Source organism: Komagataeibacter xylinus NBRC 15237, from assembly GCF_001571345.1.
Taxonomy (GTDB): Bacteria; Pseudomonadota; Alphaproteobacteria; order Acetobacterales; family Acetobacteraceae; genus Komagataeibacter; species Komagataeibacter xylinus.
The window spans coordinates 1-25,099 of the sequence record NZ_BCTP01000010.1; the positions used below are offsets into that span (position 1 = coordinate 1).

Sequence of the window (25,099 nt, forward strand, 5' to 3'; positions counted from 1 at the left end):
AGCGCCGCTCATAAGGCCTGGGCAGCGGGGGGCGGATTTGCCGGAGATATTCCGTCAGCGATGAATAGGCACCGTCATATCCCATGTCGCGAATTTCACGATGCAGCCTGCGCGATGAAAGTCCGGGATAACTTGCCATCCGCTCCAACAGATAGGTTCGATAAGGTTCTGCTGCGCTGGCCACCGGTTTACGCGGTGCATAGGCTGGAGTCTCCAGCCCATTGGCCAGATACTTCTTCACTGTCTTGCGATCGAGCCCTGTCTGGCGCGCGATGGCGCTGATGCTGAGCCCCTGTCTTTTGAGTTCCTGGATCAAAACGACCTCCCTGAGTCCTATCACCTGCTCGCCCTTCCTTTGGCATCAGCAGGGATAAATGTGCCGCGTGATCGTCATGGGGGCATGCCCCCATGACGATCACGCACAGTCCTCAAACTGGGGAATTTTCAACCAGCACATTTGGGGAGATTACAACCAGCACTCACAGGCTCATCATCAAGCGGGACGACGTAGCCGCAGGGGCCGGGCATCCATGCCTGATCCTGGGCGAGGGCGTATTCGGCCGCACCCGCCACGTTCCCGTTGAAGATCGGGGCATTTGCCCGGATCTGACGGATGATCGTATTTATGTTCAATGGTTGGAATTATCCGGGATTTTCATGCGACTTGGCAGTAGCCGGATTACAAAGAATAAAAGTTTCAATGCGTCGGCTTCTGTGCCCCAAAAAGATGATTAGGTAATAGCGTCTTTTATACCGAGCATATTGCGTAATTATTCTAAATTTTGATATGATGGAAATTCGTATATGGAGAAAATATTATGAATAATAACGAAGTCATATTTAAACAGAATGATATAAGTGTGGATCAATCTTTGATTAAGATTGGTAATGCAAGCTATTCTGTTGGATCGATAGGAAGTACGATCATCAACAAAGAAATTGATCCTGTTCAGGTGTTTCTTGCAATTTGTGGAATTGTCATAATCTTTATTGGCCTTGGGTTTTATGTGATACCAGGCCTTATATTTATTTTCATATGGTACAAGTTGGCAAAAAAAGCACCTTGGTATAAATATACCGTTCTGATCAAAAACTCTTCAGGCGATCATCCCGCACTTCAGACTTCTGACCAAACGTATGCCGTGCAATTGCATCACGCGATTGAACAGGCAATCTCCCTTCGCTAGAATTAAGCCACGTTCTTCCTCTGTTATAGATAGGGGTGAAACAAAAAGCTGCCGGTGTGCCTGCACCGGCGGCTTTCGTCTTTTGGATCATCCGATGGCAGCGGTCAGGTGATTATTTGGGCGCAGCAGATGGTGCCTTTTCCAGCTTGATACCCTGCTGAACGGCCCGCCGGATGCGCGGGCCGAGAGAGGCTTCCCGTTGCGCCAGGGCGACCTCGAGGAAGGGGCAGGCGGTCAGGACGCGGGATTTGCCAATCCCGTGCCTGCCGCGCTGGTAGGTGCGGCCCGTGATCTGGCCGCCCTTGGTGCCTCGTCCCCCGCTATCGCCTGAACTGCTGCGACCGCTGCCGTGGGCACCGGCTTCAAGAAACAGCGCGTAGAAAGCCGTATCGCGGATGGCAACGCCTTCACCTGAGCGGAACGGGCGCACCTTGATCGATCGGGCCAGCGTGCCCGTAACCTTGGCCGGGATCTGGCTTCGTGAGGATGAACTGCCCCGGGTTTACCGGAGAGTAAAGCTCTCGGAGGATGAGCCCTACGGTAGAGAAGAAGACATCGCGTTATTCGCCTGAGTTCCGTGAGCGCGCCGTGCGCCTTCTGGACGAGAATCGCTCGGATTATGCAGATCAGAGCAGGCTTGATATCGCTGCCTGATTACTGAACAAATCGCTCTCCGGTAAACCCGGGGCAGTTCATTTTTGTCAAAGACCAGCAGGTCCGCCGAAAGCGTGACCTTCATCTGAATGCCGGGGGGGGGCATCAGCTGTTTTTCTCTTCCTCACATTCCACAATCACAAAGCGCTTCCGGCCATCGATCTCCTGGATCCGGCGGACACGGAAAACCTCTGTGCACGTCGTGCCATCATCCAGCAGGGTGGAGCGGGTGCAGGGCATCGTCTGGCACGGTCTGCGTGCTACAGCAGCCTCATGGCTGGCGGAGATGGGATGCACGGAGAGGGAGATCATGTCGATCACGGGCCACGCGACGGCAGCATCAGTGAGCGTCTATGTGCGCCATGCCGAGCAGAAAACCCATGCCGTCAACGCCATTGCAAAGTTCTCTGCCCGAGCCCTTGATGCAAGGGAGAAGGCGAGGGGAGTGACTAGCGTTTTTGAAAAGGGGGAAATCAAGTGACTAGCATCGGCTCCGTTAAAGGGCCGTCTCATTCTGCTAAATCATTGGAAATCAATCCTAACGCAGATGGTAGCGGTGGACGGATTTGAACCGCCGACCAAGGGATTATGATTTCCTATATAAGCCAACAAAAACAATGCTATTTAGCAATTTTCTTACTCTGTTCCAATCGTTTGGAATCAAGGGGTTAGCGCTGGCATGCTAAATCTGATCGTCGATTCTCACTTGGCTTTCGAATCGATGCTCGGGTCACCTGCCGTGGCTTCCCACAAACGGGCCGATTGCCGTGTGGCTGCTGCAACCGTCTGTGGCCCAGCTATCGATCATAGCCTGCACGCGGCCTCTTAATTCCTCACGATCCGCAATCAACCTCGCGGCTTCGGCATGCCGTGCCTCATCGTTCTGCGCGAGCATCTCGGTCTCGTATCCGATCTGCCTGGACATCTCCACGTCAGGCATTGAGGACAGAGGGGCATATGCCACCGGTAGACTGACCGTCTGCCCTCGCGTCCGGCTGGCGTCACCCTGCACCCCGAACGTGGGTGCCGTCGTGATCGCACCCACGCTGAACTGACCGCCCTGCGTAAACTGGCCGGAGAGCTGCAGCGTCACGTCACCTGCAATCGTCCCCACCACCGGGTCGGGGGTGTGCTGGCTGCACTGGGCAGCGCGCACGGCGCGCGTAAACCGGGCGTCCTGCTCCGCCGTCCAGTCACCCGCATGGGAGACCGATACCACCCCGGCCTGCGCCAGGCTGGACTGGATGCCTGCCATGGCGGCCGGGATCGTGGTCTGCACGGGCGCCTGATGAGCGCAGGCGGACAGGCCGAGGGCGCAGGCCAGCGCCAGAACCGCCCTCACGCTACACCCCGCAGATACGCATCATTCGCCGTAACCAGCGCCTCCCAGTCCGGCTGGCTCGGTGCCAGAGTCGAGGCGGGCAGCAACTGGCGCCACGCCAGCGCATGGGCTTCCATGATCCTGCTGCGCACCCAGCGCCAGGTCGCGCGCTGCGTGGTGCCCCAGGTGAGCAGGGTCACGATGTCCGTGTCATCCGTGCCGGTGTAATCCCAGCCCAGCAGGCAATGGCCGTTCGCGGGGTTGGGGTTCGGGTCACCGTGTCCGGCCGGGATGTCTGTATCCCACACCGGAGCCAGCGCGCCGTTCTCATCCTCCCACAGATCGGCGTCGGCCAGCTGCACGCCGAGATAGGCCGTCGATAGGCCTGCCATGACATTGCGCACGCCGTTCAGGTCAGCCGGATCCGCGCTGCCCCAGAGGGGGAATAGGGTCTGGTTGGTCACGGCATACCCATCGCGTAGCGCGGTGGTCAGTACATCGACCTCCACGCCGCCGCGATCCGTGCCCGGGTTGCCCGGCACGTAGCCAGTGGAGCGGGAATAGAACGCCACGGCCTGTGACGTGGTGATGCCGGTCTGGAACCCGTTCAGGGCGGACGTGGCGCGGATGTGGTTGCCAATCCCGGCCGAGGTACAATCTCCCAGCACGTCATTACCCAGCAGCAGTGGGGCAGGATCGATATGGCTGCGGTCCAGCCGGGCAGGGGCCTGCCGGGCCATGAAGCCACGCATGGCCGACATGGAGGGCTGACCCGGGCGCGTCTGCGCAGGGCGGCAGCCCAGCTTGCGGATTTGCGCAAGTTTGCGATTTGTCATGGTGTTTCCAATAAAAAAGGCAGCTCCGGAGAGCCGCCTTGTGGTTGTATAATACGATTGATTGTTCTGATCGGACATGCGCCGTTAGCGTACTGTTTCCCTTGCGAACTATACGCTTCTAGCGTATAGGATGCCTATGACGGCAACACATCACGCCTTTGACTGGCACGATGAAAAAAGCGCAGCGTGCCTTTCCACCCGTGGTTTCGATTTCATTTACGCTGCCCGCATTTTTCTTGGGGACGTGATCGAACGCGAAGACACCCGCAAGGATTACGGTGAAACACGGATTCAGGCAGTCGGGATGATCGAAGGATGCCGTTACATGGTCGTCTACACGCGTCGCGGCGATGTGACGTGGATCATCTCTGCGCGCCGCATGCACGAGAAGGAGTGGAAGAAATGGCAAGGATGACATTGCATCAGATCGCCCGGCACGGTGGAACCATCGACCGGGACAAGGTGAACGCCACCACGGAAGCTGATATCGACCGTCAGGCCCGTGAGGATGGGACGAATGATACAAGCCATCTGTCCGCCCCATACCCGACGCCCGCAACCGTGCGGAAGACCCTGCACATGACCCAGAAACAGATCGCGGATCTGACCGGCATACCTGTGGCGACATGGCGCAACTGGGAACAGGGGCGTGTGGGGCTGGATCCGGCTGTGCAGGCGTTGCTGCGTATTCTGGGGCGGGAACCAGATGCGGCGCGCCGGGCATTGGATATGGCGGCGGAATAGCGCGGACGCTACATTCTTCTCAATCGTTCGATGGTTCTGGCGCAGGCGGCCCAAGCGTGTCGTCAATCTGGCGTTTGCGCCGGGCCTTCTGCCACTCTGCCGAGTGCGTGAACAGTCATCGTGAATTGCGCGCCAGAGAGGCCAGCAGGATGAAGCCCCCGAGCACGCCGCCAATGGTACTGGCAGCCCAGAGGGCGAAGATGCCGGTGCGCGTCATGCCGTCCCCCCCCCCCAACATCCTGAGCGCCTCCCAAGGTATTTTACTTGTCGAACTGAAGAAAAGCTTTGGAAAATACTGACCATTTTCCGTCTGTTTTGATCAGATTGACATATTCACAGCAGTCGGAGCCAATAGCATCATTTTCGATGATAATGCGTGCCACCGCCGTGACAGGGGTTATGTCGAGTATATCGATATGAGATGTAATTTCTGGGGAAGCTCCGTTGATCCTGACAAATTCTGCTGCCAGATTGCCCGTTCCCCCCACAAGTTCACCATCGACAATGCCATGCGTCACGACATCCTTATGAAATATGCCGGACATCATATCGACACTGCCAGTGCGTAAGGCCTCGACATATCTTTCAAGGAGATCTCGAACATTTTTATATTCACTTACCGGTATATTTTTCTTGTTCACGATCAGTCCTTTTTTTGATCCAGTACATAACGACTGGCATAGAATTTTACATCTGTTACGAAAGGGTAGCAACATGAGTATTCCATGCGGTGCCTCTCATCGGTATTGGAGCGTATCGATATTCACCTTATCCACAACGAGGTGGTAGCAAAGGCGGTATTTTTAACCGCTACTCCAGCCCACGATTCCGCAACTGCGCCGCCACATAAAGCGCATGCAGCTTGAGCGGGATCGCAACCAGCAACCCGATGAGGACGACCGTGCCGCCCGCACCGGAGATGACGCCCTCCATGAAGGGCGTCATCGTGAATTGCTCGCCAGATAGGCCAGCAGGATGAAGCCCGCCAGCATGCCGCCAATGGTGCTGGCGGCCCAGAGGGCGAAGATGCCGACGGGCGTCATGCCGTCACCCCCAGCACCCTGAGCGCCTGCTGCACCTGCGCCTGCGAAGGGGCAGGTGTGGCGCTGGCCATGGCCCCGACGGGGCGCCGCACGGCCACGCTGTCCAGCAGGGCCTTGAAGGCCGACACGATGGTGGCCAGCGCGTTCAGGGCGGTGTTGGCGTTGGAAAGGTCGGTGCTGGCGACCTTGGTCTCCACCCCGGTGATGGCGGCGCTCAGGTCTTTCTCGACCGTGCCGAGGGCAGAGAGCACGCTATCCACCCGGCTTTTCCAGTCCGTATCATCGTAGGTGATGGTCAGCGTGGATCCGGCCGCCGAGGAAAAGGCGTTCAGGGCTGCGTCAAGTGCGGTATCACCCGCATTGATGATGGCCACGGTCGGCGCGCCGATGGCGCTGGCGAGGGCTGCGATGCTCAGGATGGTCGAGACGGCATTGAGGCCGGCCTGCCCGTAATCCTTGATGGCTGCCACGTTGAGGGTGAGGGTGGTGATATCACCGTTCTTCGTGACCGTGCAGGCAGGCAGGGCAGTAGCGGCGGCGATCGCGGCTGCAGACATGAGTGCCCTGCCGAGGAAGCGGCGGCGGCCGCCATCGACGGCCACGAGGTTGATATGCTGGGTCATGGACTAGCTTTCCAGTCTGGATATGAAAATAGTCCACCCGCGCCATGATGCCGTAGGAAACCGGCATTTTTCTCATGGTTCAGGTGGACCAGTTTACGGGTTTGGAGCGATCAGGTTGCCCGGCGGCCGGTTTACAGACCGGCCCTATCCGGTTGACAGATCAGCGCAGCGGCTGGCCGGGCACGACCGGGCGCGGAGCCTCGACCTTTTCCGGGGCAGGTGTTGCGGCCGAGGTCGCGCTGGCGGTCGCGGGTTTGGTCTCGATCGCCGTTTTCAGGTCGGTGATGCCGGTCAGCACCTTGGTCAGCGCGGCATCGATGCCCGCCAGGTCGAGGTTGGGCGCGGCGCGCGCCACGATCACCGGCACCAGCGTCTGCAGCAGGGTGCCTGCCAGTGCGATGTCGGCCTGCGCGGTGGCCGTGTCTTTCCTGCCCAGCGCGGTCTCGATCAGGGTCTCGAGGGCAGGGATGGCGGTGGTTGCGTCAGCCATGAGAGGCGTCTCCATACAAAAAAACCGCCTCAAAGGCGGTTGCGGAATCAGGATGATTGAGCCGGGACCAGCCAGTCAGGCTGGCGGGGAGGCGCGTGCCGGTGGCTTGCCGGGGCGCGTGGAGCCGGGCGGCACATCGAGGCGCTGCTCGACTTCCTGCCGGGGCACGGTAGCCGGAACCATCGCGGCCTTTTTGCCCGGCTGGTAGGCGGGCAGGTTCCACCCGCGCGCCTGGGCAATGGCGGTGACGATGGTCCAGACCAGCACCCATTTCGAGGTGGGGTCAGGCGGCCGCCAGAACCGCGCGATCAGGGCGCAGGTCGAGATCAGGAAGGACAGGATGACCACGACATCCCCGGCATACTGGGCCGGGAGCATCGAGAGCACATCCTGCAGCAGCGAGAAGGGATCCATGTCAGGCCTCGGCTGGCTGGGGCAGGGCAGGCAGGCCGTGCAGCGCCTGGTCGATCTGGGGCAGAGTGATGTGCCCCGGCCCGTTCTCCATCAGCGTGATGCCAAGGATCATCTGCCGCATGGTCTGCGCGTCGTTCAGGTCCAGTGTGGTGCCGGGCTGCACGCCCATCCGGCTGCACAGCAGGTTGATGTAGGCCCCGGTGGCGTTCTCGCTGGTGGGCGCATAGACGGAGATGATGCTGGCTACCGTGGTCAGGCCCCGCTGCCCGTACAGCAGCAGCTCCCGGCGCAGCGCGCGGATGCCGCGCGGGAGTTCGCTCATGGCGTCAGGTTCCTTGTTCAGGGGGATTGCCCGGGCTCATGGATGTCCACCGTGCAGGAGTTGGCCGAACCAGTCACAGAATGGGGGGTAAGCGAACAGGGCGGCGGCGACGGTGCCGATCACGGTGATCAGGCCGACGATGGCCGCCCCGATCTGCTTGATGGCCTTCATGCCGCCGATGATCTGGCCCATGCACTCGCGCATCTCGGTCGACAGGTCACGCACCTCGCCGCGCAGGGCGCGCAGGTCGGTCTCGGTTGATTCGACCTTGGTCTCGACGCGGACCAGCCGGTCGCGCAGCTGGGGGTCGTCCCCGAACCCCAGCACTCTCCACAGAATGAACATCAGATTTCCAGGCAATAAAAAACCGCCTCAAGGGCGGTCGGGCAGGCGCGGGTTGTGCGGCTGGGTCAGGTCGTGGTGGTGGCCGTGCTGGCCGCCGTTGTCGTGCCGTTAAGGTCAGCCGGAGCCGCAGGCAATGCCGTGCTGGTGATGTCCGTGCCGTTGGCGATGGCCAGCAGCGCCTTGAGATAGGCGGCCACATCATCGGGAATGGCTACATTTTTCGCCGTATAGGCCACGCTCGCCGATGCATTGGCTGCGGCATAGGTCGATTGCGCCTGCGCCATCAATGCGGGATAGGCCACGATATTTGCGCCCTGCACGGCCTGTCCGGACGGGGACCGGGCAGCCCATTGTTCTGCCGTCAGGGGCAGAAGGGCCGACGCTGCGGGGAGCCATGCAGGCTGGGACCGGAACAGATTGATATCAATCCAGCCGGTGACGGGGGCGGGCTGCATAGCCGCAGTATCATAAAGCGCATAGTATCGGCTTGTATAAGTCGTTTTCCAATCTGTCACGACAGTATTCCCTCAACTGTAATCCACAATTCACCGGCTGCGTCGTATGAACTATTAAGATATGACCTGTAATAAACCTTTAGTTCTGTAGCGGTAGGGTATCCTGATGTTATGTTTACCCATGAACTGACAGCACTACCGGCGGAAACCCGTCCAGTAACCTGTGCCACCGGAACACCAGTGTATGCGAACGGGAAAATAATATCTTGCTGCTGCTCGGAAGAAGTCTGAGAAACATGCAGCATTTGCCGCAAAACATTACCTTGCTTAGTCCAGAACCCATCCAGCAGGATACCGGACGCTTCAAAAACTCCGCAACTGAACGGGGCATAACTTTCAGTTGTGCCGTCCGACATCGTGGCGATCAGGTTACCGCTGGCATCCTCCTGAATGTCCGTGATGCGGACGTTGGTGGTACCAGCCGCCAGAACCGACCCGACGTACCGTCCCTCGGCCACCCGTGCGCCCAGCGCGCCCTGCGTGGTGAAATCCACTACGTCAGGCACCAGAACCTTGCCCGACCCGGACAGATCGAACGTGCCAGTGGAGAGGCGAAACGTGCCCTGATTGGCCGTGCCCGGCGTGCCGCCCGTTACGGTCAGGGTAGCATCAGGCGTTGCATCACCGGCAGCGGGTGCCCCTGCCGACCAAAACTGGTGCGTGACCGTGCCCGCAGTGGTTTTGCTGCCCCAGTCCATGTCGCCGGTGACGTTGCCGCCGCCCAGCGAGAGGTAGCCCGCCAGCGCCGTGGTGAGTGCCCCGGTGGTGACGTAGCCGTCCAGCGCGGTCGTGGTCAGCAGGCTGACCGTGGTGGTGCCGTAGGTGAAGGCGGGCGCGCCGAGGGCAGCGGAATAGTAGAGCACGCTGCCCGCCACATCACCCGTGGCCAGAACGCCGGGGGAGCCGAGCACGGCGCCCGAGGCAGCCTGTTTGGCCAAGGCCTTGATGGCGGCCGAGAGCTGCCCCCAGTTGGCCGGGTCCAGCGTCAGGCCCGCATCGAGGATGGGCTGGATGACCTCGGCCATGAGCATGTTGTAGTGCGCGGCCGGGAAGTCGGTGGCGGGGATGGTGGCCGCCGGGTTGCCATCCGTGGCCCAGCCGGGCGTGCCGGTGGCTGGCATCGTGTCGCGGCTGGCCTCGGTGACCGTGCCGGTGCCGATGATGAGGTCCATCGGTTATCCTTCGCTGTAGTTGAAGATCAGGATGGTGTGGGCGGGTTTGCGCGCGGTCAGCTCGCATTGCAGGACCGTGCTGCCCCAGGTGGCGAAGGGCTCGCCAAAGGCGTTGCCGAAGCGCAGGGGCGTTATGGTGAACTGCGGGGCGTTGACCTGCCACGTATGCGCCCAGGCATCGCCGCCGAAGGGCGTGCCGAACTTGCGGCCAAAGCGGCTGGGCGCGAACTCGGTGATGGTGATGTCGAAGCCAAGCGTCTTGGCGAACGCGATGAAGTAGGCGACGGAAGCCCCGCCATTATCGGTCAGCCGGGCCACCACCTGCGCGCGGCGCAGCTCGATGGTCGGGCTTTCCCCTGCGCAGGGATCGGGCAGGCCGAGGGTGGCCTCCCATTCCGGCAGCAGGTTGGCCGTGGTGGAGGGGAAGGCATCGGCGATCAGCTCACCGGCCGACTGCCCATTGCGCTGGAAGGTGGGCGCCCACACGCCCGCGATCTGGTAGGGCATGCCATCCGGCTCACGCGACCAGATGCGCCCGCGCGGCAGCAGGTTGAGCAGGGCCGTGCGGAAATCCGACGTGGCAAAGATGGGCGCTACCATGCCACGCCATCCGCGCCGCTGACCGTGCCCAGCACCGGCATGCTACCCTGATTGGCGCCGACCACGGGATCGGTCGGGGACTGGACCTCGAAGCTGTCCAGCCCGATGGCGGCAATGGCCTCCTGCCAGTCATTGGGGTTGATGGTGCCGCCGGGGGCGGATTTGCGCCGGAACATGTCGGCCAGCGCGGTCTTGATGGCGGCATGGTTGGCCGTGGTGTCGCCCGTGCCGAGATCCGTGATGACGAAGTCCACCGGCTGGGCGATGGGCGCGCAGACAATGACCAGCGCCGTGACGGGCCGCTCGGCCTGAATCGCGTTGGCTACCGTCAGCTGGTCGCCCGTTGCCGTGGTGTAGCGGGGATCACCTGCCGCCGTGCCATCGGTGCCGACCGGGAAACCACCCGTGGCGGCGTTGGCCTCATCGAGCATGACGTAGACCACCACCGTGCCCGCGCCGAAGCCGTTGCCCACGCACCAGGCGCGGGTGACGCCGGTCACGGCCTCGGCCCAGTCCACGTAATCCGCCTGCTTGCCGTCCTCCCCCTGCGCCTGGAAGGCGTCCATCACGCGGGTGCGGAAATCGTCCTCATCCTCGATGTCGGCCCCGCTGACCGTCACCCCCGTGACCGTGCCGCTGGTCTGGATGCCGGGCACCGGGCTGGACAGGGTGGCGATGGTGCCCAGCGTGACGTTGCCTGCGCTGCCGCTTGTGCTGGCAGTCCAGCTGACCACGGTCGTGCCATCGGCCGTAACGCTCTCGGCCGTGGCTGTGGCCAGCACGCCGCCCTGTAGTGCGAACTGCGTGCCTGCGGGGATGGTGCTGGTGCCGGTGGCCGGGAACGTGGCCGTGCCGGTCGCGGCCGTGGCCCCCTTGCGGTACACGCCCTTGAGCGCGCCCCATGCGGCCAGATATTCATCCGTGGCCGTCCACGGCACGGATTGCAGGGAAACCCAGTCGATATAACCGTAATGCAGCCACGCCAGCCCGGCCAGCACCATGGCCAGCACGTACAGCACGGAGAAGCGCAGCACGGCCACGACGCCGGGAATGCCACCGCTGACGACATCCTGCAGGGCCTGCTGGCGCAGCTGCGACAGGGTGGGGCGTGGATAGGCCATATCAGGTCAGGCCCTCCCAGGCCCATGAGAAGGTAAAGGTTTGAGGCGTGCTGTTGCCCGGCTGGGTGAGGGTGACCGAGAACTCGGCCATGGTGGGGATGGTGGCGCTCCACCACGCGCTGACCGCGATCGAGCGCACCACGCCATCATCGACCAGCCATTGCAGGGCCTCGGTGCAGATGCTCTCGATCTCGCGCGGGATGGCCCGCGTGCCCACCTTCACCGCGCGTTTGAGCTGCCACAGGCGCGAGCCGATGGGCAGGTCGGCAAAGGCATCGCCCCACCAGCCGCGCCGGTCGGCCGCAGCCGAACCCGGTGCGCCGTTGGGAGACTGGATGCCTGCTGCCGTATCGGCCGAGGATGGCTGTTCGGGGGCCACGCGATCGGTGAACAGGGAAACCATGACGGCCGAGCGCAGCGGGTTGTCGAGTGCGAGGTCACCGGACACGATGGGCCAGTCGCCGCGGGCTTCGCGGACGTTCCAGATGATTGCGATATCCATTATGTTCCCGTGAGATCGATGGGCGTGGAGGCCGCCGCCTTGTGTGCTATGCCTGCCGGGCAGGGAATGGAGAGCAAGGTCATGATAAAAACCAGCTACGATCCCGAGGCCGACGCCATGTTCATCTGGGTTGGGCCGGAAGGGGCGAAATCCGTGGAAACCCGCGAAGTCTCCCCCTGCGTGATACTGGATTACGATGCCGATGGCGCGCTGATCGGCATCGAGGTGCTTGATGTGCGCGAGCGCACGTCGCGCCCCATTCATGGGGTCGCGGCGGAGTAAGCATCAGACGGGCGGACCCGTATCCGCGCCGTTGTTGCCGTTGGAATGTTCGTGGCTGGACAGCTTCTTGCCCTGCGCCACGACTTCATTGCCGGTGATGATGCCCCCGGCCGTGAAATCGCCGGGGGTGGTGACCTTGTTATTGGCAGGCAGCAGCGCGATGGAGCCATCGGCCTTGAGCCAGATCCGGCTGCCGGTGGCGGGGCTGTAAATGCATGTCTCACCGGGCTGCAGGTCTTTCGGCCTGCTGTTCTGGTCATTGCTGGCGATGGATACGCCGCGCTGGCGGTTGCCACCGATGAAGACGATGACATGATCGGAATCCGCCAGCGGGCGACAGGCGAAGCCTGCGTGCTGCATGAGCGGCATGTCGCTGTGGATTTCGCCCTTGAGCAGCGTAGCCTGCACGGTTGGCGTAGCGGGCGCCTCATCCGTATCGGCGGTCTGCCGCCCGATGCCGATGAGCATCATCACGCCACGGGCGACGCGGGGAAGAAATGACATCTGGCACCCTTAGCCTGACTGGCCCTGACCCGATGCCAGCGCCTGGAAAAAGGCGCTCTGCATCAGCGGATTGATGATCGGTTCAACTGCATAGGCGGCGGGGTCCATCAGCGTGACATCGGCATGCGTGCCTTCCCCAATGGCCTGCCGCAGGACCAGTTCGCCGATCAGCAGGTCAACCTGTTTTGATCCGCCAAGGAAGGAGACCGGCGCGAGTGTGTTCGGCAACCACAGGTTGCCTGCATCATCACGCCAGCTGTCACATGTCACTGAAACCGGATAGGCGCGGCCATATCGCCGGTTGACTTCCCACTGCACGCGCTGGCGAGCAATGGTGGCGTTACTGTCACCGATCTCGACCGGGATCAGCATGTTGCGGGTGCGCTTTACACCCCTGTCAAAAGCCTGCGCATCGAATGGTGCAGTATTGGCGCTCATCTGCTCCACGGCCCTGTCAGCCTGCGGGGACTCAAACAGCGTGATGGCCGCAATATTCAGGGCCTGCACGCTGGAGAAGCGCCCGGCCATGCTGCGCACGCGCTGCATGCGCTCGACATTGCCGCCCACCACAAATCCACTGGCCGCATGCCGGGAGCCGACCCGTGACAGGCAGATATTGCCATCCGGCTGGTCATAGAACAGCACGGCGGCAAGGCGCGTCACACGCTCGATAACTTCGTAGGCCGTTTCCGTCAGGATGGCGGAGAAGGCCAGAATGTCGGTATTGCCCGCGCCAGCCACCGAGATCACCTGTATGCCAGCGAAGGCGGAGACGGCGCGGGCGATGGCCAGCGCATTCGTGCTGTTCATCTGAAACGTAGAGAACTCCGCCGCACATTCCACCAGATCAATGCTCTTTGAGGCCAGCTGCACCTCAATGCTGTGCTGGCCGGGTGCGATGTCCTCCACGATGGTCTGGACATAGCCGGTGAACACCAGCGTGCTGCCGATCAGCAGCTGGCAGCTGTCACCTTCGGCAAGGTCGATCGTGGTCGCAGCGTTCGGCCCCTGTGTGGTCATGGACAGGTTTGCCGTCCAGGGCATGATTTCCACGCCCATGCGGATGGTCGCACCCGTCCATGTGCTGATGGCCCATGCCTTTGTGCCGCGCAGGATGATGACCGAGACCTGGTCGGACGGCTGGGGTGTCCACCCCACGAAGTCGGAAAGGGCAGACAGGGTTCCGCTCATGACGATAACGCCTCGAAACTCGTGGGCATGAATGCCGGATGGATGGGGTTTGCCCGCCGGATCAGGTCTGTTGCACGGGAGCCGTTGGCATAGACCTGCTGGGCCAGCACCAGCGCGGGCAGGGGGGCATTGCGGGTGATGGTGACCAGATCGGGCAGGCGGGCAGCGCGGTCGGCCAGATCCTGCAGCACCTGGGCGCGCAGATTGCGCAGGGCCTGAAAGGTGGCATCGTCACCGGAATCCGCCGCGATCACCGCTTCATCATCCAGCATGGTGCCGATGCGTAAGCGCATGGCCTGCGCCTCATCCGACGTGGCGGGCTGCCAGTCGGCCAGGGCGTAGGCCAGCGAGAGCAGGGCCGCCTGACGGCACAGCGTTGCAGTCGCGGTCTGTGCCGTTGCAATCGCGCCGCCGATCGGTGCGCCCGAGGCCACCACTGCCGGGCTGTAGGTGGCCAGCGGCAGGAGCACCGCAATCTGCCCGGCGGGATCGGCTATGGCCGAGCGGATGGATTCAGGCACCACGAGGATGGCGGCAGCCAGCGTGGATGCATCACCTGCATCGGCCAGGGCAGCCACATTATTGCTGACCGTCTGGGCGCTGGCGGTCAGCCCGGCGAGGATGGTGTCCACCGTAGCGCTGTCATCCACCACGGCCCCGCTGCCGTTGGCGTAACGCCCGATATTGCCGGGGAGCGCCGCCATGGCACCAGCGAAGGCGCGGGGGGAGCGGATGGCACCGTTGGCCCGGCTGCCCCAGTCGGACGCCACATCGCGCCCGGCATGCAGCACGGTTGCGCCGTAGCTGTAGGGGGTGAGCGTGGTGGCGGCGTAATCAGACGAGATGGCGCCGCCAAATGCCACGGCGGCAACGGCTATGGCGGCATGCAGTGCCAGCAGGATGGTGCTGGAAAGGTAGGAACTGGCCTCGATAAACTCCAGTTCGATGTCGATGACATGCATCACCCCATCACGGGCGTACCAGTCACACCGCAGCAGGCTGGCCTGTATGGCGCCAATGACCGGGTGGATCAGCAGGCCCGTGCCGCTGGTCTCGGCCGCCATGGCCAGCAGGTCACGCTGCGCCCAGCATTCCGGCCCGATCAGGAAGCCCCGGAAGCGGTAGGGACGCGGTGCGCGGCCCATGTCTTCCGCCCACGGCTTGGGGTTGTAGGGATAGACATGCATGGCGGTATTGCGGCCATTCTGCCCACCGCTGCCCACCACCACGAACGGAACACCCCGGAAAGAGGCCTGAAGATATTCCCCGACCAGGGTGGTGAGGGTGCCGGACATGTCAGCCTCCTATTGCGGTTATCTCGGGCGGCATGGCCCGCTGGGTCTGGATCTGGGGCCGTATGTTCGCGCCGGGCGGCGCATCGGTGACCTGAACTTTCGTGCCAGGCGGGGCATGCACTGCAACGCCGACATTGACGGTTGTTGGCGCGCCATCCGCGCCATTAGTGCCGTTGCCGCTGGAGGGCAGGGAAATGGGCGGCCCGGATTTGAAACCGGACATTCTGGCGATGGAACTGATATAATTCTGCGTCTCTTGCGGGAGTACCGACGGGTCATGCGTCTGGGCAAATTGCCGCACCGACTTGCTGTAGGGGCCAGCGTTATAGGCTGCATCGGCGGCAGCATAATCGCCCTGGTAGCGGGTCAGCAGCTGGCGGTAATAGCGTGCGCCGCCATCAAGGTTCTGTTGCCAGCTATAGCCCGGGGCATCGACCGAGGCTGGCAATCCCAAACCCCGCGCGGTATCTGGCATGAGCTGGCTGGGGCCGAAGGCACCCGCTGGCGAGACGTTACGCGTCCCGCCATGCTCCGCGCGGAGCAGGGCAATGTAATGATCCGGGTCCAGGCCATATTTCTGGGCGGCCTGAAGCGCTGCGGCCTGCACTGGTTGATCGAGTGGGGCAACAGCCGCGCCGGACATGCGATCCCACCACCGGCTGAAGCGGGTATAGCCGGGGACGTGATCAAGCAGACCTTCCCCTTCGCCTGAAATCTGAACGCCATCCCTGTGGGCCTGATAGAGAGTGGTGGCGAAATTCAGCAGCCCGAACATGCCTGCGGCAGAGGGGCGGAATGGCGCGCGCCCACCAGGAGCGGACGAAAACTGGGCCGCAACCTGCGCTTCCGTTGCCGCCGTTCCTACTTTGGAAAAGGCGGTGGCGATGCCCAGCACGGCTGCCGCCAGACTGAACAGCCCGGCCAGAACCGGGGCGGCATAGAGCAGCCCGATGGCGACCAGGGCCTTTTTGCCTGCGGACTCCCAGCCACCCAGCTCTTTAACCACATCAGACACGGCATGGGCCGCGTCCTCGATGTCGGTCTTGATCTTGTCCCAGCCGCCATTGCGGAACCAGTAGGAGAACTGCTTGACGTAGCTGCCAATGTCCTGCGCGATCCAGTCGCGGTTGGTGTCGATCAGGTCGGTCAGGAAGTGATTGAGATCGATCAGGCCGGGGGCTGCTGCCTGGGCAATGCTGTTGCCGAAATCCTCGACCGACTGGGTCAGGCCTTCCTGCGAGCGGCGATACTCATCGGCCTGGCGCGCGGCTTCCGCTGTCATATGCGCGTGGCGCTCGCCTTCCTCGCGGCTGCGCTGCCATTCTTTATCGCTTTGCTGGAGGACTGCTTGGAGTTGCTCACCAGCACCGCCCAGAAGCGTGGTTGCCGCTATTGTACGGGCGACCGGATCACGCAGGCCGCGAATGGAATGCGCCACGCGATCAAAGAATTTGTCTACCGGTTCCTTGGATAGCTTATCGAGGTCAAGGTGCATCGCCTTGAACTGCGCTGCAGCGCGTGGGTCCATCCCGTTCAGCGCATTCCAGCGCGTCTGTGATAGCGTCTGGAGCGCGCCGGTCATGGCCTCAGCTGAGCTGCCGGACAGGCGGGCGGCGTTCTGCATGGCCTGCAGTTTCTGCGGTGCCATGCCCATGCTGCCCGATACCGTGCGCAGCTGTGTGCCGAACTGCCCCCATGCCCCCACGAGCCGATACATGCCCGCAAGACTGGCAGAGCCCGTGATTGCGCCCAGCACCGGCACGATCTGGCCGATGTAGCGGAACGCACCCAGCGCCTCGCGAGCCAAACCCACGAAGCCGTTTTTCAGGCGTGTGAGGCCGGATAGCGAGGCAAACCGCCCGAAGGCGGCCTGCGCGCGGCGCACCGGGGCCTGTAGCCCAGCGATGCGCTTGTTGATCTTTTCCAGCGTGGAGCTGGCCCGGTCGGCTGCCGAGATGGTAACCTTAACGCCGCTGTTTGCCACGTGCAGCCTCCCCTTTCAGTTCCGCTGCAATCTGATCCGCAATCTCGATTGCCAGATGTAGGGCAGCCATAAAAAAGGGGCATCCACGGCCTCAAGTTGATGCCTGCCGGATACCCCAATGATTGTTTGTGTCATTCGCCGCTGCCAATCAGCTTCGTAATCGGCAGCGGAAACATTATTCGCGGCTGAAAGCCTTTTCCTGCGGCTGGGTTGAATAGGTCATGACAGTAGCCTCCTGACCATTCTCCGAAGGGATGACTTCCTTTTCAACAAGGTGCAGCCGTCGAACCCGTGCCTGCGCAGCATTTTCTCCCTTGCGGGGCCGACCACCCAACGCCCCGTTATGGCGCGATGAAATACGGCGCAAGGCAGAGGTGCCTGAAATTCCGGCGGCTTCTCCATCGCCCAATGCAGCCTCCATCAGTAGCAGCACGCCATCCAGTCGCGGCATGGGGAAGGGCATTGCCTGTTCGGACCAGACACGTCGGGCCTCGGCCTCACCACCGGGCGAATACCACGCATGGACAACACGGGAGAGGCGGCTGAACCATTCAGCCCCGTCCGCCTCCACAGCTTGGGCGGCGTGCCGATAGGAGCCGGTGCGCCGGATTGATGGGAGGACTTCCGCCGTGACCCATTTCTTGAAGCGCTTGGCTTCGGGTTTGCGGCTGGTCAGGACGAGGGACCACAGGCCGGACTCGTTGATAACGGTTGTAACCTGTTCACGCCCATGGGGGTCGGTAATGCCGACCCCCGACTTCTCATCAACATCTAATCGAGTGGATGCGTCCTTATGATTGCGAATTTCCAACACGGCGCATACGTCGCTTAGAACCCACCATGGTTCACCGTCACGGCTGACGACACGAACCAGCTTTTCCCCGAATGCGAAGGGAATGAGATTGTCGGTCATATGGTAATCTCCGTTGCATCACGAAGGACGGCATGGAGCATTCGCTCATCCCAATATACGGGTCCTGAAATACCCGATGCATCTTTGTTCAGTCTTGCCAAGACACGAAGACGAGTTACGAGACCTGTTACAGTAGTAGCTTTTAATTCGCATATCCGGTCCAGAAGCGTGGCCTGCCGCCAATGGAGTGGTTCAATGTAAAGATCGCGCTCTTCATCGTCTTCTATATGATTCACGCCGCCCGAGAAGTAGGACAAGAACTCATCTTCAAGCGCATCAAACTTGCGGCAAAGGCTGATCAACTCAGCGTCTTCGGCCTGCCCTCGCGCTAATGATGCATGCGTTACACCGATAGTCGTGAGTGCTGATACTCCTGCGATACGTCCGAGAAATGTACGCCGATCTGTGGTAGGTAAGGCATTAGCCTGTGGCATGGGGTCTGTTCCCTTGCTGGAGGTTAGGGCCGGTTGGGAGTTCCCGCTTCCTTCCGGCCTGCTTTCTTGGTATCATCGCAACATGAAAGATGCAACAATTGATACCAAGAAATCAATTCGCGGCAGACCCAAGCGCGCGACAACCCCCATCATGGTACGCGTGGATGAGCGGGAACTTGCGTTGATAGATGGGTGGATCGCCGAGAACGGTCCTCCATACGTCACACGCCCCGAAGCCATTCGCCGCTTGACCCAGAAGGGACTTGAGGCTGCCAGCCAAGAACTTTCGAATGGGGAATCTTGAATGACTTTTACGCAGTCCTTCGCCTTTATTGGCATGCCAATCATCATTACCGCACGCACAGTGTGCAGCAGCAGTTGAGTTACTCCTGAGTTCTCACTGGCCTGTTGATGAGAACAACCTTAACGCCGCTGTTTGCCACGTGCAGCCTCCCGCTTGCGGTGTTCGTTTATCCGGCTGGCCTTGTCGAACAGGTCGAGCATGCGCTCACCGGTCAGGTCCTCGACATCCCTGAGCGTGAAGCCCGGGCAGAACACGCACAGATCCGGGCCTATGTCGGCCCAGTTGTCAGGCCACTGCGAAAAAAACCGGTCAGGTAATCCGCCGCCCGCGCGAACTTGCTGATCGGCATCTTGAGGACGGCGGCCTTGGGCCATTCGCCTATGGCCTCGACCAGGGCGATCTCGGCCAGCATGAAGCCTTCCGGCGTGCCGCGTGCCTCGAAGGCCTGCGCCGTGCGGCGTTCCTTCACCTTGGGCGGGCGGAGCTCCATGGTGGTGAAGGTGCGGCCCACCGCCTCGATCGGTTCATCGAAAATTAAAGTGAGGGACGGGGACAGGTCGGGCGGCACGTCGTCCGGCCGACGAGCCTCATCCTGAAAATGCGTGACGTAGGCGACGGCGCGGTCCAGCACGTGGCTGGGCAGTTCGCCCGTAGCCAGCGGCGGCCAGCCGCTGACCAGTTCGACCAGCCGGATCTGGGAGCTGTAGACCGTTTCCAGATTCGGACGCTTGCCGATGACCTGCGCTGCCGAGAGGATGTGGAAGACGTTGGGCTCGCGCAGGTCCAGCTCGTCATACTCGCGGCCATCCTTGAGGGTGATCGGGTCATCGAGCACGATTACGCTGTCATCCGTGCGCGCGGGCAGCTCTTCATCGGGCTGGCCCAGCGCTGCCATGACTTCGGCGTCTGTCGGGGCTTTATGGTGGGGATGGGTCACGAGACGGTGTCCTCGGTTACGGTGGCGCTGTCGACGTGGAACTCGAAGGTGCCTTCCTGCGTGTTCACGGTGATGCGTTCGGTGTGCCAGGCATCATCGGCGGTGATGACCTTGCCGTTGGCGTTGACCAGCACGACGGTCAGGCCGGATGCGCCCTGCAGGGAGCTGACGGCAAAGTCCCGCCGGTCACGCAGGGTGGCCTGGATGAAGCCTTCACCGGGCATGACGGTGAAGCCTTCGACCATGGTCTGGCCCTTGGCGGTTTCATTGACATCGCCCGAGGCCTGCCACTGGGCTTCGCCCACGACATTGAAGGGGATGCCGTTGATGGTGAGGGTTGCGAGGCCGCCAAGCGGCCCGCGATAGACGGTTCCGGACATGGCGGCTCCTTACGATTTGACGAACTGGCAGTTGCCAGCGATGACCCAGAGCTGGTTGGCGAAGTCATAGGGCATGAGCAGGAAGACCTGTCCGCCGCCCTGATTCTGCGCCTGCAGGTTGGCGGCGAAGGTGGCGGCGTTCTGCGCCCAGAACTGGGTGCACTGCCAGCGGTAGCGCGCGGCACAGGCCTTGCCGATCAGCTGGGCAGTGGTGGCTTTTGCCCCTGCCGGGATCTTCGTGCCATCGGCTACCAGGATGAAGCCGCCGAACATCGAGGCCAGGAAGATGCGCATGTCCTGCAGGCAGATCATGGCGGTCATCAGCGTCTCGATGTCGAGGTAGCTGTTATCGGGCACGCCCTCGGCATTGGTCTGGTAGGTGGTCAGCAGGCGCTCGATGTTGACCGTGCCGCTGTCATCCACCGTAAACGTGCTCATGCCATCCCACAGCAGGCTGTTGCGCTGGGGTAGGGTGAAGCGCCCGGCATCGGTGGGCGGCATGACGGTCAGGGCAACGCCCGTGACCGGCAGGGCCGGGTTGATGCGGATGCTGGCCGCCACCTGCGCGCCGATCTGCGCCGCCCAGACCATGGGGCTGGAGGGGCTGTCCGAGATGGGCATGATGGTGGTGTGCGGGTCGTTCTGGGTCAGGCCGAAGGCGGTCGCCTCACCATACGTGCCCCGGTAGGCGGTGATGCCGTGGCCGTAGAGCTGCTCCATCGGTGCCCAGCGGCCGTCGGTATTGTTGAACTCGTTCTTGAACGCGGTCAGGCTGGCCGTGTCGGTATAGGGATGGATGAACAGGTCATAGACCCGGTCACCCAGCCCGGCGAGTGCGGTGGCCAGCGTGGTGGGGTTCTGCGTGCCGCCTGCCATCTGGCCTAGCGTTACGGCAATGCCCGTGGGCAGGGACTGGCCGCCAGCGGTGCCGAGCAGGTTGACGCCGAGCAGGATGTCATTGCCGCACAGGCCCTTGTTCAGCGCCGTGACGTTGATCTGGCCTGCCGTGGTGGCATCGACCGCCAGCGTGACCGGCAGGCCGGTAACTGCCTGGGCTGCGGTGACCACGTTCTCGGCAATGGTGGCTGCCGTGTCACCTGCCGTGACCAGCGTGGGGATGAGCTGGTCGCCCACATACAGGCACAGCGTGCCGGATGCGGATGCGGGACCGGTGATGGCGATCGTGCCCTTGGCTGCTGCGGCTGCGGCGTCATCGGCCAGCGGCAGCACCCAGACCTCGCCCAGCGGGTCGATGGCGAAATACTGCGCGACCATGATCGCGGCCTGCGAGCCCACGCCATACAGGCCCTCGGCATCGGTGATGCCTGCGGACAGGCGCGCCGTGCCCGCAAGGGCTGCGCCCGTGGTGGTCTGGGCGACGATCAGGACGCGGCGGCCATAGGAGGCGGTATTCGCCTTGGAATTGTCCAGGGCAAAATAAAAGCCGGGCACCCGGTTATTGGTCGGGTAGCCCGGCACCGTGATGGAGCCGCTCATGCGTGGGCCTCGGCAGGTTCAGGGGTGGCGGTTGCGTCGCCACTGGCGGGCGCAGGCGAGGGGGCCGGGATGGCCGGTGCTGCGGATGCGGCGGGCGGCGTGGCCTGTTCCACATCGCCATTGCGCAGGAGCAGGAGCCAGAAGCCGGTTTCGGGCACGGTCTCGCCCTGCGCCTTGAGCAGGCGCATAGTGCCGGGCCACCGCACTGCGCGGCCCGGGGCGGGTTTTACAAACATGGGGCAGAGCCTCGGTTCTAGGTGGTGGGGACCTGCATACCGGCGAAATCCGTGTTGCCGTTCGCGGTCATGGTGCCGGTGATCTCGGTCAGGGCAGGGCCGTTGGCCTGATAATATTCATCAAACTCCAGCCCCATGCGGATGGTGACCACGCCCAGATGGCGCGAGCCGCTGCTGTCGATCGAGATACGGGTATCGATTTCCGTGACCTGCTGGATCTGGGCCTGAAAGCTGGCATCCTGCATCAGGGCGTATTCGATCTGTCCCGCCAGCAGGTCGAGCGTGTCCTCGACCTTGCCCGGAGTACCGCCGGTGACCCGCCCCTCGATCTGGAGGTAGGCCACGCGGCGGAAACCCGGCTGCGACCGCCCGAGGCTGGTGCCCTGATCGATGGGCACCTGCAGGTAGACGTTGGGCAGGTCCTCGATCGTGGAGGGCAGGCTGCGGGCGGTATAGATTTTCTGCCCGGCCATGGTGCCCGCGTTCAGCAGGACCGCAGCCGCTGCCTCACGAAGGATTACCCGGTATGGGGTCATTTTCATGGTCCGCGTTGTTGAGGGTCAGCAGCATGCCGCCCCGGCCATCGGGCTGGGTTTCACGCACGCGGTACAGGATGCCCCGCATGGTCAGCAGGTCACCCTGCGTGGGCGTGAAGGGGAGCTGCGACAGCTGGATGCCCACGACCGCATCATCGCTGATGATGTTGGTAGGCGTCAGGCCATCGATCTGGTCAGCAAAGGCCGGTTTGTAGGGCACGTCCGGTATGCCGGTGATGGTGTATGAGCCGCCTGCGGCTGGCTGATAGACGATGTCCTCGCCAAAGGTGCCCATGCAGGGACCAAGGGCGAGGGCATCGAAATCAATGCTCATGCATCGGGTTCGGGCGCGGGGGGCGGATCCTCCCGCAACGGCGGCAGGTCCGGCTCATACAGGCGCACGTGGCCGAGGCGCATCAGGTGATCCGCCTCATCTGCTGGCAGGTCGAAGGGCACCCCGACCGGGACCTTTTTCCTGCCGTTGAACAGGGTGCGGCCGGGCATCTTGACGACTTTTTTCGTGGGTTCGGGCATGATCAGTCCGCCGATGATGTGACAGTGGCCACCAGGCACGCATTGACCCGGCTGGGGATGACGACGGGTGCTGACTGGAGCATGAGGAACCGCTGGGCCGGGTCTTGCTGCAGCCACGACTTGGGCGCGTAGGCCATGGCACCATAAGCGAAGGCGGGATCCTTGATCGCGCCATAGGCACGGGTGCCGTTCATCTGGCTGGAGACGGCGAGCACGGTGCCATCGGGGATCATGGGCTGCTCGACGTTGTCGTCATCGACGAACCAGTCATTATACAGCCATACGCGGTAGGTTCCCCAGTAGCCCATCAGCACGGCACCCATATCGGCCAGAGGACCGAGGATCAGCCGGGCTTCGTCATTGGCGCGGATGGAGGTGTTCAGGATGGCGTTCTTGACTTCGTCATCCTTGATCAGGGTGTTGTAGGGCGTGTTCGTGAACACCAGATCGGTCACGCGTGCGCCGCTGATCTTGAGCACCATGGTCTGCCACAGGCGCACGTCATCGGTGGGGTTGGCCACCGTGGCTGCGGCATCCCACAGGCCCGTGCCGGTCTTGACGACGGTCAGGCTGGCATCGCGCCCGAAATCGATGACGCTGGTGGGGAAGCCCTCGCCCGAGACGGTCAGCTTGCCGGTGACAAGCGCCTGGGCGGCCATCCATTCCTGCCGACGCTTGAGCATGTCGACCTGGTCGGCCAGCTCAAAGACCAGGTTGGCCTCCATGCGCTCCTGCGGTGTCATCTCGCCGCCACCGTTGATCATCTCGCCGCCCGCGATGCGCTCGCCCAGCATGCGGCGCACGGGGCGCAGCAGGTCGGGGGCACGCTTGTCCTTGACGTAAGGTGGTTCGAAGGTGGAGGTGGCGATGCGCCGCTGCTCGACCAGCTTGCCCTCGACCATCGGGCTGACGAAGGGCGACATGCGCCGCTTGCCAATGTCGACGTCGATCGAGACATACTGCGTATCGCTCTCGACGATGTTGGGGAAGAACGTGTCGAGCAGGAAGGTCTGGGCCACCTTGAGGTTGCTGACGACCTGCACGAGCACGTTGGTGTCATAAATTGTGGGAAAGCTCACCGCATTTGCTCCGTCAGGTCGGGTCTGCCGCGGTCACGGCATTCTTGAGGTAGATGTTGGCAGGCCGCAGGGCGGCGGCCAGCGTGGCGGCCGTCCAGCCCGTGCCCATGGTGACGGCGTTCTGGTTGAACTCGCCGCTGAAGTAGCAGCCAGCACCGGCCACATCGCCTGCCGCAGTGTCATAGGTATCGGCAAGCACGGCGATGGGTGTCTGGCTGCCATCGGTCGCAGCCGAAGTGGACACGACATATTTGCCGGTGGCCGTGACCACGCCGAGCACCGTGCCGCGCACGAGCACGCCCTGGGCACCGGCAAGGGTGACGTTTTCGGTCACGCGCGGGTAGACGCCCGCGATCAGCTGGTCGGGCTGGTAGGTGGCGTCAAAGGCGGCAGGGGTCTGCGGCCAGATGCCATTAACTGTGGTGGAACCACTCATGATCTGGGGTCCTTACTTGCCGGTGAGGGATTTGTGCCGCTGCATCATGCGGTTGGCGAGGGCTGTGGCGTCGTTGCCGCTGCCGTTCTGACGGCTTGATTCCCGCCGCGTGGGCACGGGCTGCACCCGGCTGCTGGCCATGCGCTCATCAAGCCGGTTGAGCGCCGAGGGTGCGCTGGACTGCACGGGGGCCTGCGGCATGGCGCTGGCGGTGACGCGCAGCAGGTTGATGGCGGCCGAGCGGGGCATGTTGGTGTTGAACGCCAGTTCGGCGGCTGCGACCGGGTTCAGGGCTGCGGCGGGATCGCTGAAGATGGCGGCGCAGCGGCCACGCTCGCGGGCGCGGGCGCTGGCCTTTTCCTCATCGTCCTCATCTTCCGCATCGGCGTCATCATCGCCTGCATCGTCGTCGCCTGCGTCCTCGCCGTCGTCCTCGGCCTTTTTCGCCTTTCCGGCTTTCTTCGCCTTCTTGGGCTTGCGGCTTTTGCGGGGCGGGGGATCATCCTCGCCGTCTTCGTCTTCACCGTCCTCGGGGTCTTCGCCTTCGGCGCGGCGGGCGTTCTGGTCTTCGTCCTCGTCATCCGTGGCGGCGCGGGGCGTGCCGAACAGATGGGCAAACCGGGACGTCTTGCGCATGGACATGGGTATGGGCTCCGTAAAAAAAGGCC

At 62.6% G+C, this 25,099-nt stretch carries 39 protein-coding genes and 2 pseudogenes; 8 read left to right on the forward strand and 33 right to left on the reverse strand.

Annotated features, from left to right (window positions below; genetic code table 11):
- Positions 1-316, reverse strand: a pseudogene (locus GXY01S_RS05890) (IS21 family transposase); the annotation flags it as partial.
- Between the two features lie 92 nt (positions 317-408).
- Here GXY01S_RS05890 and GXY01S_RS17975 point away from each other — a divergent pair.
- Together GXY01S_RS17975 and GXY01S_RS17980 are read left to right on the forward strand one after the other, a co-directional pair.
- Complete coding sequence (locus GXY01S_RS17975) at positions 409-735, forward strand: hypothetical protein (protein WP_061273009.1); 327 nt, start codon at positions 409-411, stop codon at positions 733-735.
- An 83-nt stretch (positions 736-818) separates the two neighbouring features.
- On the forward strand, positions 819-1,187 hold the full coding sequence (locus GXY01S_RS17980; protein ID WP_146222746.1) for a DUF6232 family protein: 369 nt from the start codon (positions 819-821) through the stop codon (positions 1,185-1,187).
- Between the two features lie 112 nt (positions 1,188-1,299).
- Here GXY01S_RS17980 and GXY01S_RS05900 read toward each other — a convergent pair whose 3' ends face one another.
- Positions 1,300-1,617, reverse strand: coding sequence for a hypothetical protein (locus GXY01S_RS05900; RefSeq protein WP_061273012.1), 318 nt, complete (start codon positions 1,615-1,617; stop codon positions 1,300-1,302).
- Between the two features lie 98 nt (positions 1,618-1,715).
- Here GXY01S_RS05900 and GXY01S_RS18865 point away from each other — a divergent pair, with 98 nt between their 5' ends.
- Both GXY01S_RS18865 and GXY01S_RS18870 read left to right on the forward strand, forming a co-directional pair.
- Positions 1,716-1,841, forward strand: coding sequence for a hypothetical protein (locus GXY01S_RS18865; protein WP_255210366.1), 126 nt, complete (start codon positions 1,716-1,718; stop codon positions 1,839-1,841).
- A gap of 229 nt (positions 1,842-2,070) precedes the next feature.
- On the forward strand, positions 2,071-2,322 hold the full coding sequence (locus tag GXY01S_RS18870; protein WP_061273015.1) for a tyrosine-type recombinase/integrase: 252 nt from the start codon (positions 2,071-2,073) through the stop codon (positions 2,320-2,322).
- Between the two features lie 249 nt (positions 2,323-2,571).
- Here GXY01S_RS18870 and GXY01S_RS05910 read toward each other — a convergent pair whose 3' ends face one another.
- Together GXY01S_RS05910 and GXY01S_RS05915 are read right to left on the reverse strand one after the other, a co-directional pair.
- Positions 2,572-3,183 (reverse strand): hypothetical protein, encoded by a 612-nt coding sequence (locus tag GXY01S_RS05910; protein WP_061273017.1) that lies wholly within the window; start codon positions 3,181-3,183, stop codon positions 2,572-2,574.
- On the reverse strand, positions 3,180-3,998 hold the full coding sequence (locus tag GXY01S_RS05915) for a hypothetical protein (RefSeq protein ID WP_061273020.1): 819 nt from the start codon (positions 3,996-3,998) through the stop codon (positions 3,180-3,182). Before GXY01S_RS05915 ends, GXY01S_RS05910 begins: the two co-directional genes overlap by 4 nt.
- A gap of 136 nt (positions 3,999-4,134) precedes the next feature.
- Here GXY01S_RS05915 and GXY01S_RS05920 point away from each other — a divergent pair, with 136 nt between their 5' ends.
- Together GXY01S_RS05920 and GXY01S_RS05925 are read left to right on the forward strand one after the other, a co-directional pair.
- Positions 4,135-4,413, forward strand: coding sequence for a BrnT family toxin (locus GXY01S_RS05920; RefSeq protein ID WP_061273023.1), 279 nt, complete (start codon positions 4,135-4,137; stop codon positions 4,411-4,413).
- Positions 4,401-4,742, forward strand: a complete 342-nt coding sequence (locus tag GXY01S_RS05925) for a helix-turn-helix domain-containing protein (RefSeq protein WP_174520922.1) — start codon at positions 4,401-4,403, stop codon at positions 4,740-4,742. Before GXY01S_RS05920 ends, GXY01S_RS05925 begins: the two co-directional genes overlap by 13 nt.
- A 260-nt stretch (positions 4,743-5,002) precedes the next feature.
- Here the strand turns inward: GXY01S_RS05925 and GXY01S_RS16960 are convergent, their stop codons facing one another.
- From GXY01S_RS16960 to GXY01S_RS05980, 12 genes and pseudogenes are all read right to left on the reverse strand, one after another.
- Complete coding sequence (locus tag GXY01S_RS16960) at positions 5,003-5,383, reverse strand: nuclear transport factor 2 family protein (RefSeq protein WP_165399193.1); 381 nt, start codon at positions 5,381-5,383, stop codon at positions 5,003-5,005.
- Positions 5,384-5,552: 169 nt separating this feature from the next.
- Positions 5,553-5,687, reverse strand: a complete 135-nt coding sequence (locus tag GXY01S_RS18875) for a hypothetical protein (RefSeq protein ID WP_255210367.1) — start codon at positions 5,685-5,687, stop codon at positions 5,553-5,555.
- A 94-nt stretch (positions 5,688-5,781) separates the two neighbouring features.
- Complete coding sequence (locus GXY01S_RS05935; RefSeq protein ID WP_061273028.1) at positions 5,782-6,408, reverse strand: hypothetical protein; 627 nt, start codon at positions 6,406-6,408, stop codon at positions 5,782-5,784.
- Between the two features lie 160 nt (positions 6,409-6,568).
- Positions 6,569-6,898 carry a hypothetical protein gene (locus GXY01S_RS05940; RefSeq protein WP_255210368.1) on the reverse strand — a complete coding sequence of 110 codons (330 nt, stop codon included), beginning with the start codon at positions 6,896-6,898 and terminating at the stop codon, positions 6,569-6,571.
- Between the two features lie 75 nt (positions 6,899-6,973).
- Positions 6,974-7,312, reverse strand: a complete 339-nt coding sequence (locus GXY01S_RS05945; RefSeq protein ID WP_061273035.1) for a hypothetical protein — start codon at positions 7,310-7,312, stop codon at positions 6,974-6,976.
- 1 nt (position 7,313) lies between these two features.
- Positions 7,314-7,616: pseudogene (locus tag GXY01S_RS05950) on the reverse strand (structural protein); the annotation flags it as partial.
- Between the two features lie 54 nt (positions 7,617-7,670).
- On the reverse strand, positions 7,671-7,979 hold the full coding sequence (locus GXY01S_RS05955; RefSeq protein ID WP_061273038.1) for a hypothetical protein: 309 nt from the start codon (positions 7,977-7,979) through the stop codon (positions 7,671-7,673).
- 65 nt (positions 7,980-8,044) lie between these two features.
- A complete protein-coding gene (locus tag GXY01S_RS05960; protein WP_146222747.1) occupies positions 8,045-8,299 on the reverse strand; it encodes a hypothetical protein in 255 nt (84 codons plus the stop codon).
- Positions 8,300-8,490: 191 nt separating this feature from the next.
- Positions 8,491-9,666, reverse strand: a complete 1,176-nt coding sequence (locus GXY01S_RS18880) for a hypothetical protein (protein ID WP_255210369.1) — start codon at positions 9,664-9,666, stop codon at positions 8,491-8,493.
- Between the two features lie 3 nt (positions 9,667-9,669).
- A complete protein-coding gene (locus GXY01S_RS05970; protein ID WP_061273045.1) occupies positions 9,670-10,266 on the reverse strand; it encodes a YmfQ family protein in 597 nt (198 codons plus the stop codon).
- A complete protein-coding gene (locus tag GXY01S_RS05975; protein ID WP_061273049.1) occupies positions 10,260-11,387 on the reverse strand; it encodes a baseplate J/gp47 family protein in 1,128 nt (375 codons plus the stop codon). Before GXY01S_RS05975 ends, GXY01S_RS05970 begins: the two co-directional genes overlap by 7 nt.
- A gap of 1 nt (position 11,388) precedes the next feature.
- Positions 11,389-11,889 carry a phage GP46 family protein gene (locus tag GXY01S_RS05980; protein ID WP_061273050.1) on the reverse strand — a complete coding sequence of 167 codons (501 nt, stop codon included), beginning with the start codon at positions 11,887-11,889 and terminating at the stop codon, positions 11,389-11,391.
- A gap of 81 nt (positions 11,890-11,970) precedes the next feature.
- Here GXY01S_RS05980 and GXY01S_RS05985 point away from each other — a divergent pair, with 81 nt between their 5' ends.
- Entirely contained in the window at positions 11,971-12,171 is a 201-nt protein-coding gene (locus tag GXY01S_RS05985; protein ID WP_061273285.1) for a DUF2283 domain-containing protein, read from the forward strand.
- 3 nt (positions 12,172-12,174) lie between these two features.
- Here the strand turns inward: GXY01S_RS05985 and GXY01S_RS05990 are convergent, their stop codons facing one another.
- From GXY01S_RS05990 to GXY01S_RS17985, 6 genes are all read right to left on the reverse strand, one after another.
- On the reverse strand, positions 12,175-12,675 hold the full coding sequence (locus GXY01S_RS05990) for a phage baseplate assembly protein domain-containing protein (RefSeq protein ID WP_061273053.1): 501 nt from the start codon (positions 12,673-12,675) through the stop codon (positions 12,175-12,177).
- Between the two features lie 9 nt (positions 12,676-12,684).
- Positions 12,685-13,866: a phage baseplate assembly protein gene (locus tag GXY01S_RS05995; protein ID WP_061273055.1), complete on the reverse strand. Its 1,182-nt coding sequence runs from the start codon at positions 13,864-13,866 to the stop codon at positions 12,685-12,687.
- Positions 13,863-15,161 carry a DNA circularization protein gene (locus tag GXY01S_RS06000; protein WP_061273058.1) on the reverse strand — a complete coding sequence of 433 codons (1,299 nt, stop codon included), beginning with the start codon at positions 15,159-15,161 and terminating at the stop codon, positions 13,863-13,865. The genes GXY01S_RS05995 and GXY01S_RS06000 overlap by 4 nt, the downstream gene beginning before the upstream one ends.
- Before the next feature lies 1 nt (position 15,162).
- Positions 15,163-17,145 (reverse strand): lytic transglycosylase domain-containing protein, encoded by a 1,983-nt coding sequence (locus GXY01S_RS06005; protein ID WP_061273060.1) that lies wholly within the window; start codon positions 17,143-17,145, stop codon positions 15,163-15,165.
- Between the two features lie 175 nt (positions 17,146-17,320).
- Positions 17,321-18,058, reverse strand: coding sequence for a BRO-N domain-containing protein (locus GXY01S_RS06010; protein WP_061273062.1), 738 nt, complete (start codon positions 18,056-18,058; stop codon positions 17,321-17,323).
- Positions 18,055-18,492 carry a hypothetical protein gene (locus GXY01S_RS17985; RefSeq protein WP_146222748.1) on the reverse strand — a complete coding sequence of 146 codons (438 nt, stop codon included), beginning with the start codon at positions 18,490-18,492 and terminating at the stop codon, positions 18,055-18,057. The genes GXY01S_RS06010 and GXY01S_RS17985 overlap by 4 nt, the downstream gene beginning before the upstream one ends.
- Between GXY01S_RS17985 and GXY01S_RS06015 the strand changes: the two genes are divergently transcribed.
- Positions 18,491-18,796 (forward strand): hypothetical protein, encoded by a 306-nt coding sequence (locus GXY01S_RS06015; RefSeq protein WP_061273065.1) that lies wholly within the window; start codon positions 18,491-18,493, stop codon positions 18,794-18,796. The two genes, GXY01S_RS17985 and GXY01S_RS06015, sit on opposite strands and share 2 nt — an antisense overlap.
- Before the next feature lie 119 nt (positions 18,797-18,915).
- Here GXY01S_RS06015 and GXY01S_RS18885 read toward each other — a convergent pair whose 3' ends face one another.
- Genes GXY01S_RS18885 through GXY01S_RS06065 form a run of 11 tightly spaced genes read right to left on the reverse strand, consistent with a single transcriptional unit; the run spans position 18,916 to position 25,073 of the window.
- A complete protein-coding gene (locus tag GXY01S_RS18885; RefSeq protein WP_255210370.1) occupies positions 18,916-19,050 on the reverse strand; it encodes a hypothetical protein in 135 nt (44 codons plus the stop codon).
- A 14-nt stretch (positions 19,051-19,064) separates the two neighbouring features.
- Entirely contained in the window at positions 19,065-19,733 is a 669-nt protein-coding gene (locus GXY01S_RS06020) for a phage tail assembly protein (RefSeq protein ID WP_061273068.1), read from the reverse strand.
- Positions 19,730-20,113 (reverse strand): phage tail tube protein, encoded by a 384-nt coding sequence (locus GXY01S_RS06025; RefSeq protein ID WP_061273071.1) that lies wholly within the window; start codon positions 20,111-20,113, stop codon positions 19,730-19,732. The genes GXY01S_RS06020 and GXY01S_RS06025 overlap by 4 nt, the downstream gene beginning before the upstream one ends.
- 9 nt (positions 20,114-20,122) lie before the next feature.
- Positions 20,123-21,610 carry a phage tail sheath subtilisin-like domain-containing protein gene (locus GXY01S_RS06030; RefSeq protein ID WP_061273074.1) on the reverse strand — a complete coding sequence of 496 codons (1,488 nt, stop codon included), beginning with the start codon at positions 21,608-21,610 and terminating at the stop codon, positions 20,123-20,125.
- Positions 21,607-21,846, reverse strand: a complete 240-nt coding sequence (locus GXY01S_RS06035; protein ID WP_061273077.1) for a DUF2635 domain-containing protein — start codon at positions 21,844-21,846, stop codon at positions 21,607-21,609. Before GXY01S_RS06035 ends, GXY01S_RS06030 begins: the two co-directional genes overlap by 4 nt.
- A 17-nt stretch (positions 21,847-21,863) precedes the next feature.
- Positions 21,864-22,388: a hypothetical protein gene (locus GXY01S_RS06040; RefSeq protein WP_255210371.1), complete on the reverse strand. Its 525-nt coding sequence runs from the start codon at positions 22,386-22,388 to the stop codon at positions 21,864-21,866.
- A complete protein-coding gene (locus tag GXY01S_RS06045; RefSeq protein ID WP_061273082.1) occupies positions 22,354-22,716 on the reverse strand; it encodes a head-tail joining protein in 363 nt (120 codons plus the stop codon). The genes GXY01S_RS06040 and GXY01S_RS06045 overlap by 35 nt, the downstream gene beginning before the upstream one ends.
- Positions 22,713-22,916, reverse strand: coding sequence for a hypothetical protein (locus tag GXY01S_RS06050; protein WP_061273085.1), 204 nt, complete (start codon positions 22,914-22,916; stop codon positions 22,713-22,715). Before GXY01S_RS06050 ends, GXY01S_RS06045 begins: the two co-directional genes overlap by 4 nt.
- A 2-nt stretch (positions 22,917-22,918) precedes the next feature.
- Complete coding sequence (locus tag GXY01S_RS06055; RefSeq protein ID WP_061273089.1) at positions 22,919-23,995, reverse strand: major capsid protein; 1,077 nt, start codon at positions 23,993-23,995, stop codon at positions 22,919-22,921.
- A 13-nt stretch (positions 23,996-24,008) separates the two neighbouring features.
- Positions 24,009-24,431, reverse strand: a complete 423-nt coding sequence (locus GXY01S_RS06060; RefSeq protein ID WP_061273092.1) for a head decoration protein — start codon at positions 24,429-24,431, stop codon at positions 24,009-24,011.
- Between the two features lie 12 nt (positions 24,432-24,443).
- A complete protein-coding gene (locus tag GXY01S_RS06065) occupies positions 24,444-25,073 on the reverse strand; it encodes a hypothetical protein (protein WP_061273095.1) in 630 nt (209 codons plus the stop codon).
- Positions 25,074-25,099: the final 26 nt, after the last annotated feature.

Excerpts from the sequence above, each read along its gene's own strand:
- GXY01S_RS17985 (WP_146222748.1), bottom strand. The coding sequence starts at position 18,492 with ATGCCACAGGCTAATGCCTTACCTACCACAGATCGGCGTACATTTCTC.
- GXY01S_RS06030 (WP_061273074.1), bottom strand. The coding sequence starts at position 21,610 with ATGAGCGGCTCCATCACGGTGCCGGGCTACCCGACCAATAACCGGGTG.
- GXY01S_RS06025 (WP_061273071.1), bottom strand. The coding sequence starts at position 20,113 with ATGTCCGGAACCGTCTATCGCGGGCCGCTTGGCGGCCTCGCAACCCTC.
- GXY01S_RS05935 (WP_061273028.1), bottom strand. The coding sequence starts at position 6,408 with ATGACCCAGCATATCAACCTCGTGGCCGTCGATGGCGGCCGCCGCCGC.
- GXY01S_RS05990 (WP_061273053.1), bottom strand. The coding sequence starts at position 12,675 with ATGTCATTTCTTCCCCGCGTCGCCCGTGGCGTGATGATGCTCATCGGC.
- GXY01S_RS06040 (WP_255210371.1), bottom strand. The coding sequence starts at position 22,388 with ATGAAAATGACCCCATACCGGGTAATCCTTCGTGAGGCAGCGGCTGCG.
- GXY01S_RS05955 (WP_061273038.1), bottom strand. The coding sequence starts at position 7,979 with ATGTTCATTCTGTGGAGAGTGCTGGGGTTCGGGGACGACCCCCAGCTG.
- GXY01S_RS05925 (WP_174520922.1), top strand. The coding sequence starts at position 4,401 with ATGGCAAGGATGACATTGCATCAGATCGCCCGGCACGGTGGAACCATC.
- GXY01S_RS05940 (WP_255210368.1), bottom strand. The coding sequence starts at position 6,898 with ATGGCTGACGCAACCACCGCCATCCCTGCCCTCGAGACCCTGATCGAG.
- GXY01S_RS05945 (WP_061273035.1), bottom strand. The coding sequence starts at position 7,312 with ATGGATCCCTTCTCGCTGCTGCAGGATGTGCTCTCGATGCTCCCGGCC.
- GXY01S_RS05970 (WP_061273045.1), bottom strand. The coding sequence starts at position 10,266 with ATGGTAGCGCCCATCTTTGCCACGTCGGATTTCCGCACGGCCCTGCTC.
- GXY01S_RS18865 (WP_255210366.1), top strand. The coding sequence starts at position 1,716 with ATGAGCCCTACGGTAGAGAAGAAGACATCGCGTTATTCGCCTGAGTTC.
- GXY01S_RS18875 (WP_255210367.1), bottom strand. The coding sequence starts at position 5,687 with ATGACGCCCTTCATGGAGGGCGTCATCTCCGGTGCGGGCGGCACGGTC.
- GXY01S_RS06045 (WP_061273082.1), bottom strand. The coding sequence starts at position 22,716 with ATGAGCATTGATTTCGATGCCCTCGCCCTTGGTCCCTGCATGGGCACC.
- GXY01S_RS06065 (WP_061273095.1), bottom strand. The coding sequence starts at position 25,073 with ATGTCCATGCGCAAGACGTCCCGGTTTGCCCATCTGTTCGGCACGCCC.
- GXY01S_RS06035 (WP_061273077.1), bottom strand. The coding sequence starts at position 21,846 with ATGTTTGTAAAACCCGCCCCGGGCCGCGCAGTGCGGTGGCCCGGCACT.
- GXY01S_RS06050 (WP_061273085.1), bottom strand. The coding sequence starts at position 22,916 with ATGCCCGAACCCACGAAAAAAGTCGTCAAGATGCCCGGCCGCACCCTG.
- GXY01S_RS17980 (WP_146222746.1), top strand. The coding sequence starts at position 819 with ATGAATAATAACGAAGTCATATTTAAACAGAATGATATAAGTGTGGAT.
- GXY01S_RS05995 (WP_061273055.1), bottom strand. The coding sequence starts at position 13,866 with ATGAGCGGAACCCTGTCTGCCCTTTCCGACTTCGTGGGGTGGACACCC.
- GXY01S_RS17975 (WP_061273009.1), top strand. The coding sequence starts at position 409 with ATGACGATCACGCACAGTCCTCAAACTGGGGAATTTTCAACCAGCACA.
- GXY01S_RS06000 (WP_061273058.1), bottom strand. The coding sequence starts at position 15,161 with ATGTCCGGCACCCTCACCACCCTGGTCGGGGAATATCTTCAGGCCTCT.
- GXY01S_RS06010 (WP_061273062.1), bottom strand. The coding sequence starts at position 18,058 with ATGACCGACAATCTCATTCCCTTCGCATTCGGGGAAAAGCTGGTTCGT.
- GXY01S_RS05915 (WP_061273020.1), bottom strand. The coding sequence starts at position 3,998 with ATGACAAATCGCAAACTTGCGCAAATCCGCAAGCTGGGCTGCCGCCCT.
- GXY01S_RS05920 (WP_061273023.1), top strand. The coding sequence starts at position 4,135 with ATGACGGCAACACATCACGCCTTTGACTGGCACGATGAAAAAAGCGCA.
- GXY01S_RS05980 (WP_061273050.1), bottom strand. The coding sequence starts at position 11,889 with ATGGATATCGCAATCATCTGGAACGTCCGCGAAGCCCGCGGCGACTGG.
- GXY01S_RS05985 (WP_061273285.1), top strand. The coding sequence starts at position 11,971 with ATGATAAAAACCAGCTACGATCCCGAGGCCGACGCCATGTTCATCTGG.
- GXY01S_RS06015 (WP_061273065.1), top strand. The coding sequence starts at position 18,491 with ATGGGGTCTGTTCCCTTGCTGGAGGTTAGGGCCGGTTGGGAGTTCCCG.
- GXY01S_RS18880 (WP_255210369.1), bottom strand. The coding sequence starts at position 9,666 with ATGGACCTCATCATCGGCACCGGCACGGTCACCGAGGCCAGCCGCGAC.
- GXY01S_RS06060 (WP_061273092.1), bottom strand. The coding sequence starts at position 24,431 with ATGAGTGGTTCCACCACAGTTAATGGCATCTGGCCGCAGACCCCTGCC.
- GXY01S_RS05975 (WP_061273049.1), bottom strand. The coding sequence starts at position 11,387 with ATGGCCTATCCACGCCCCACCCTGTCGCAGCTGCGCCAGCAGGCCCTG.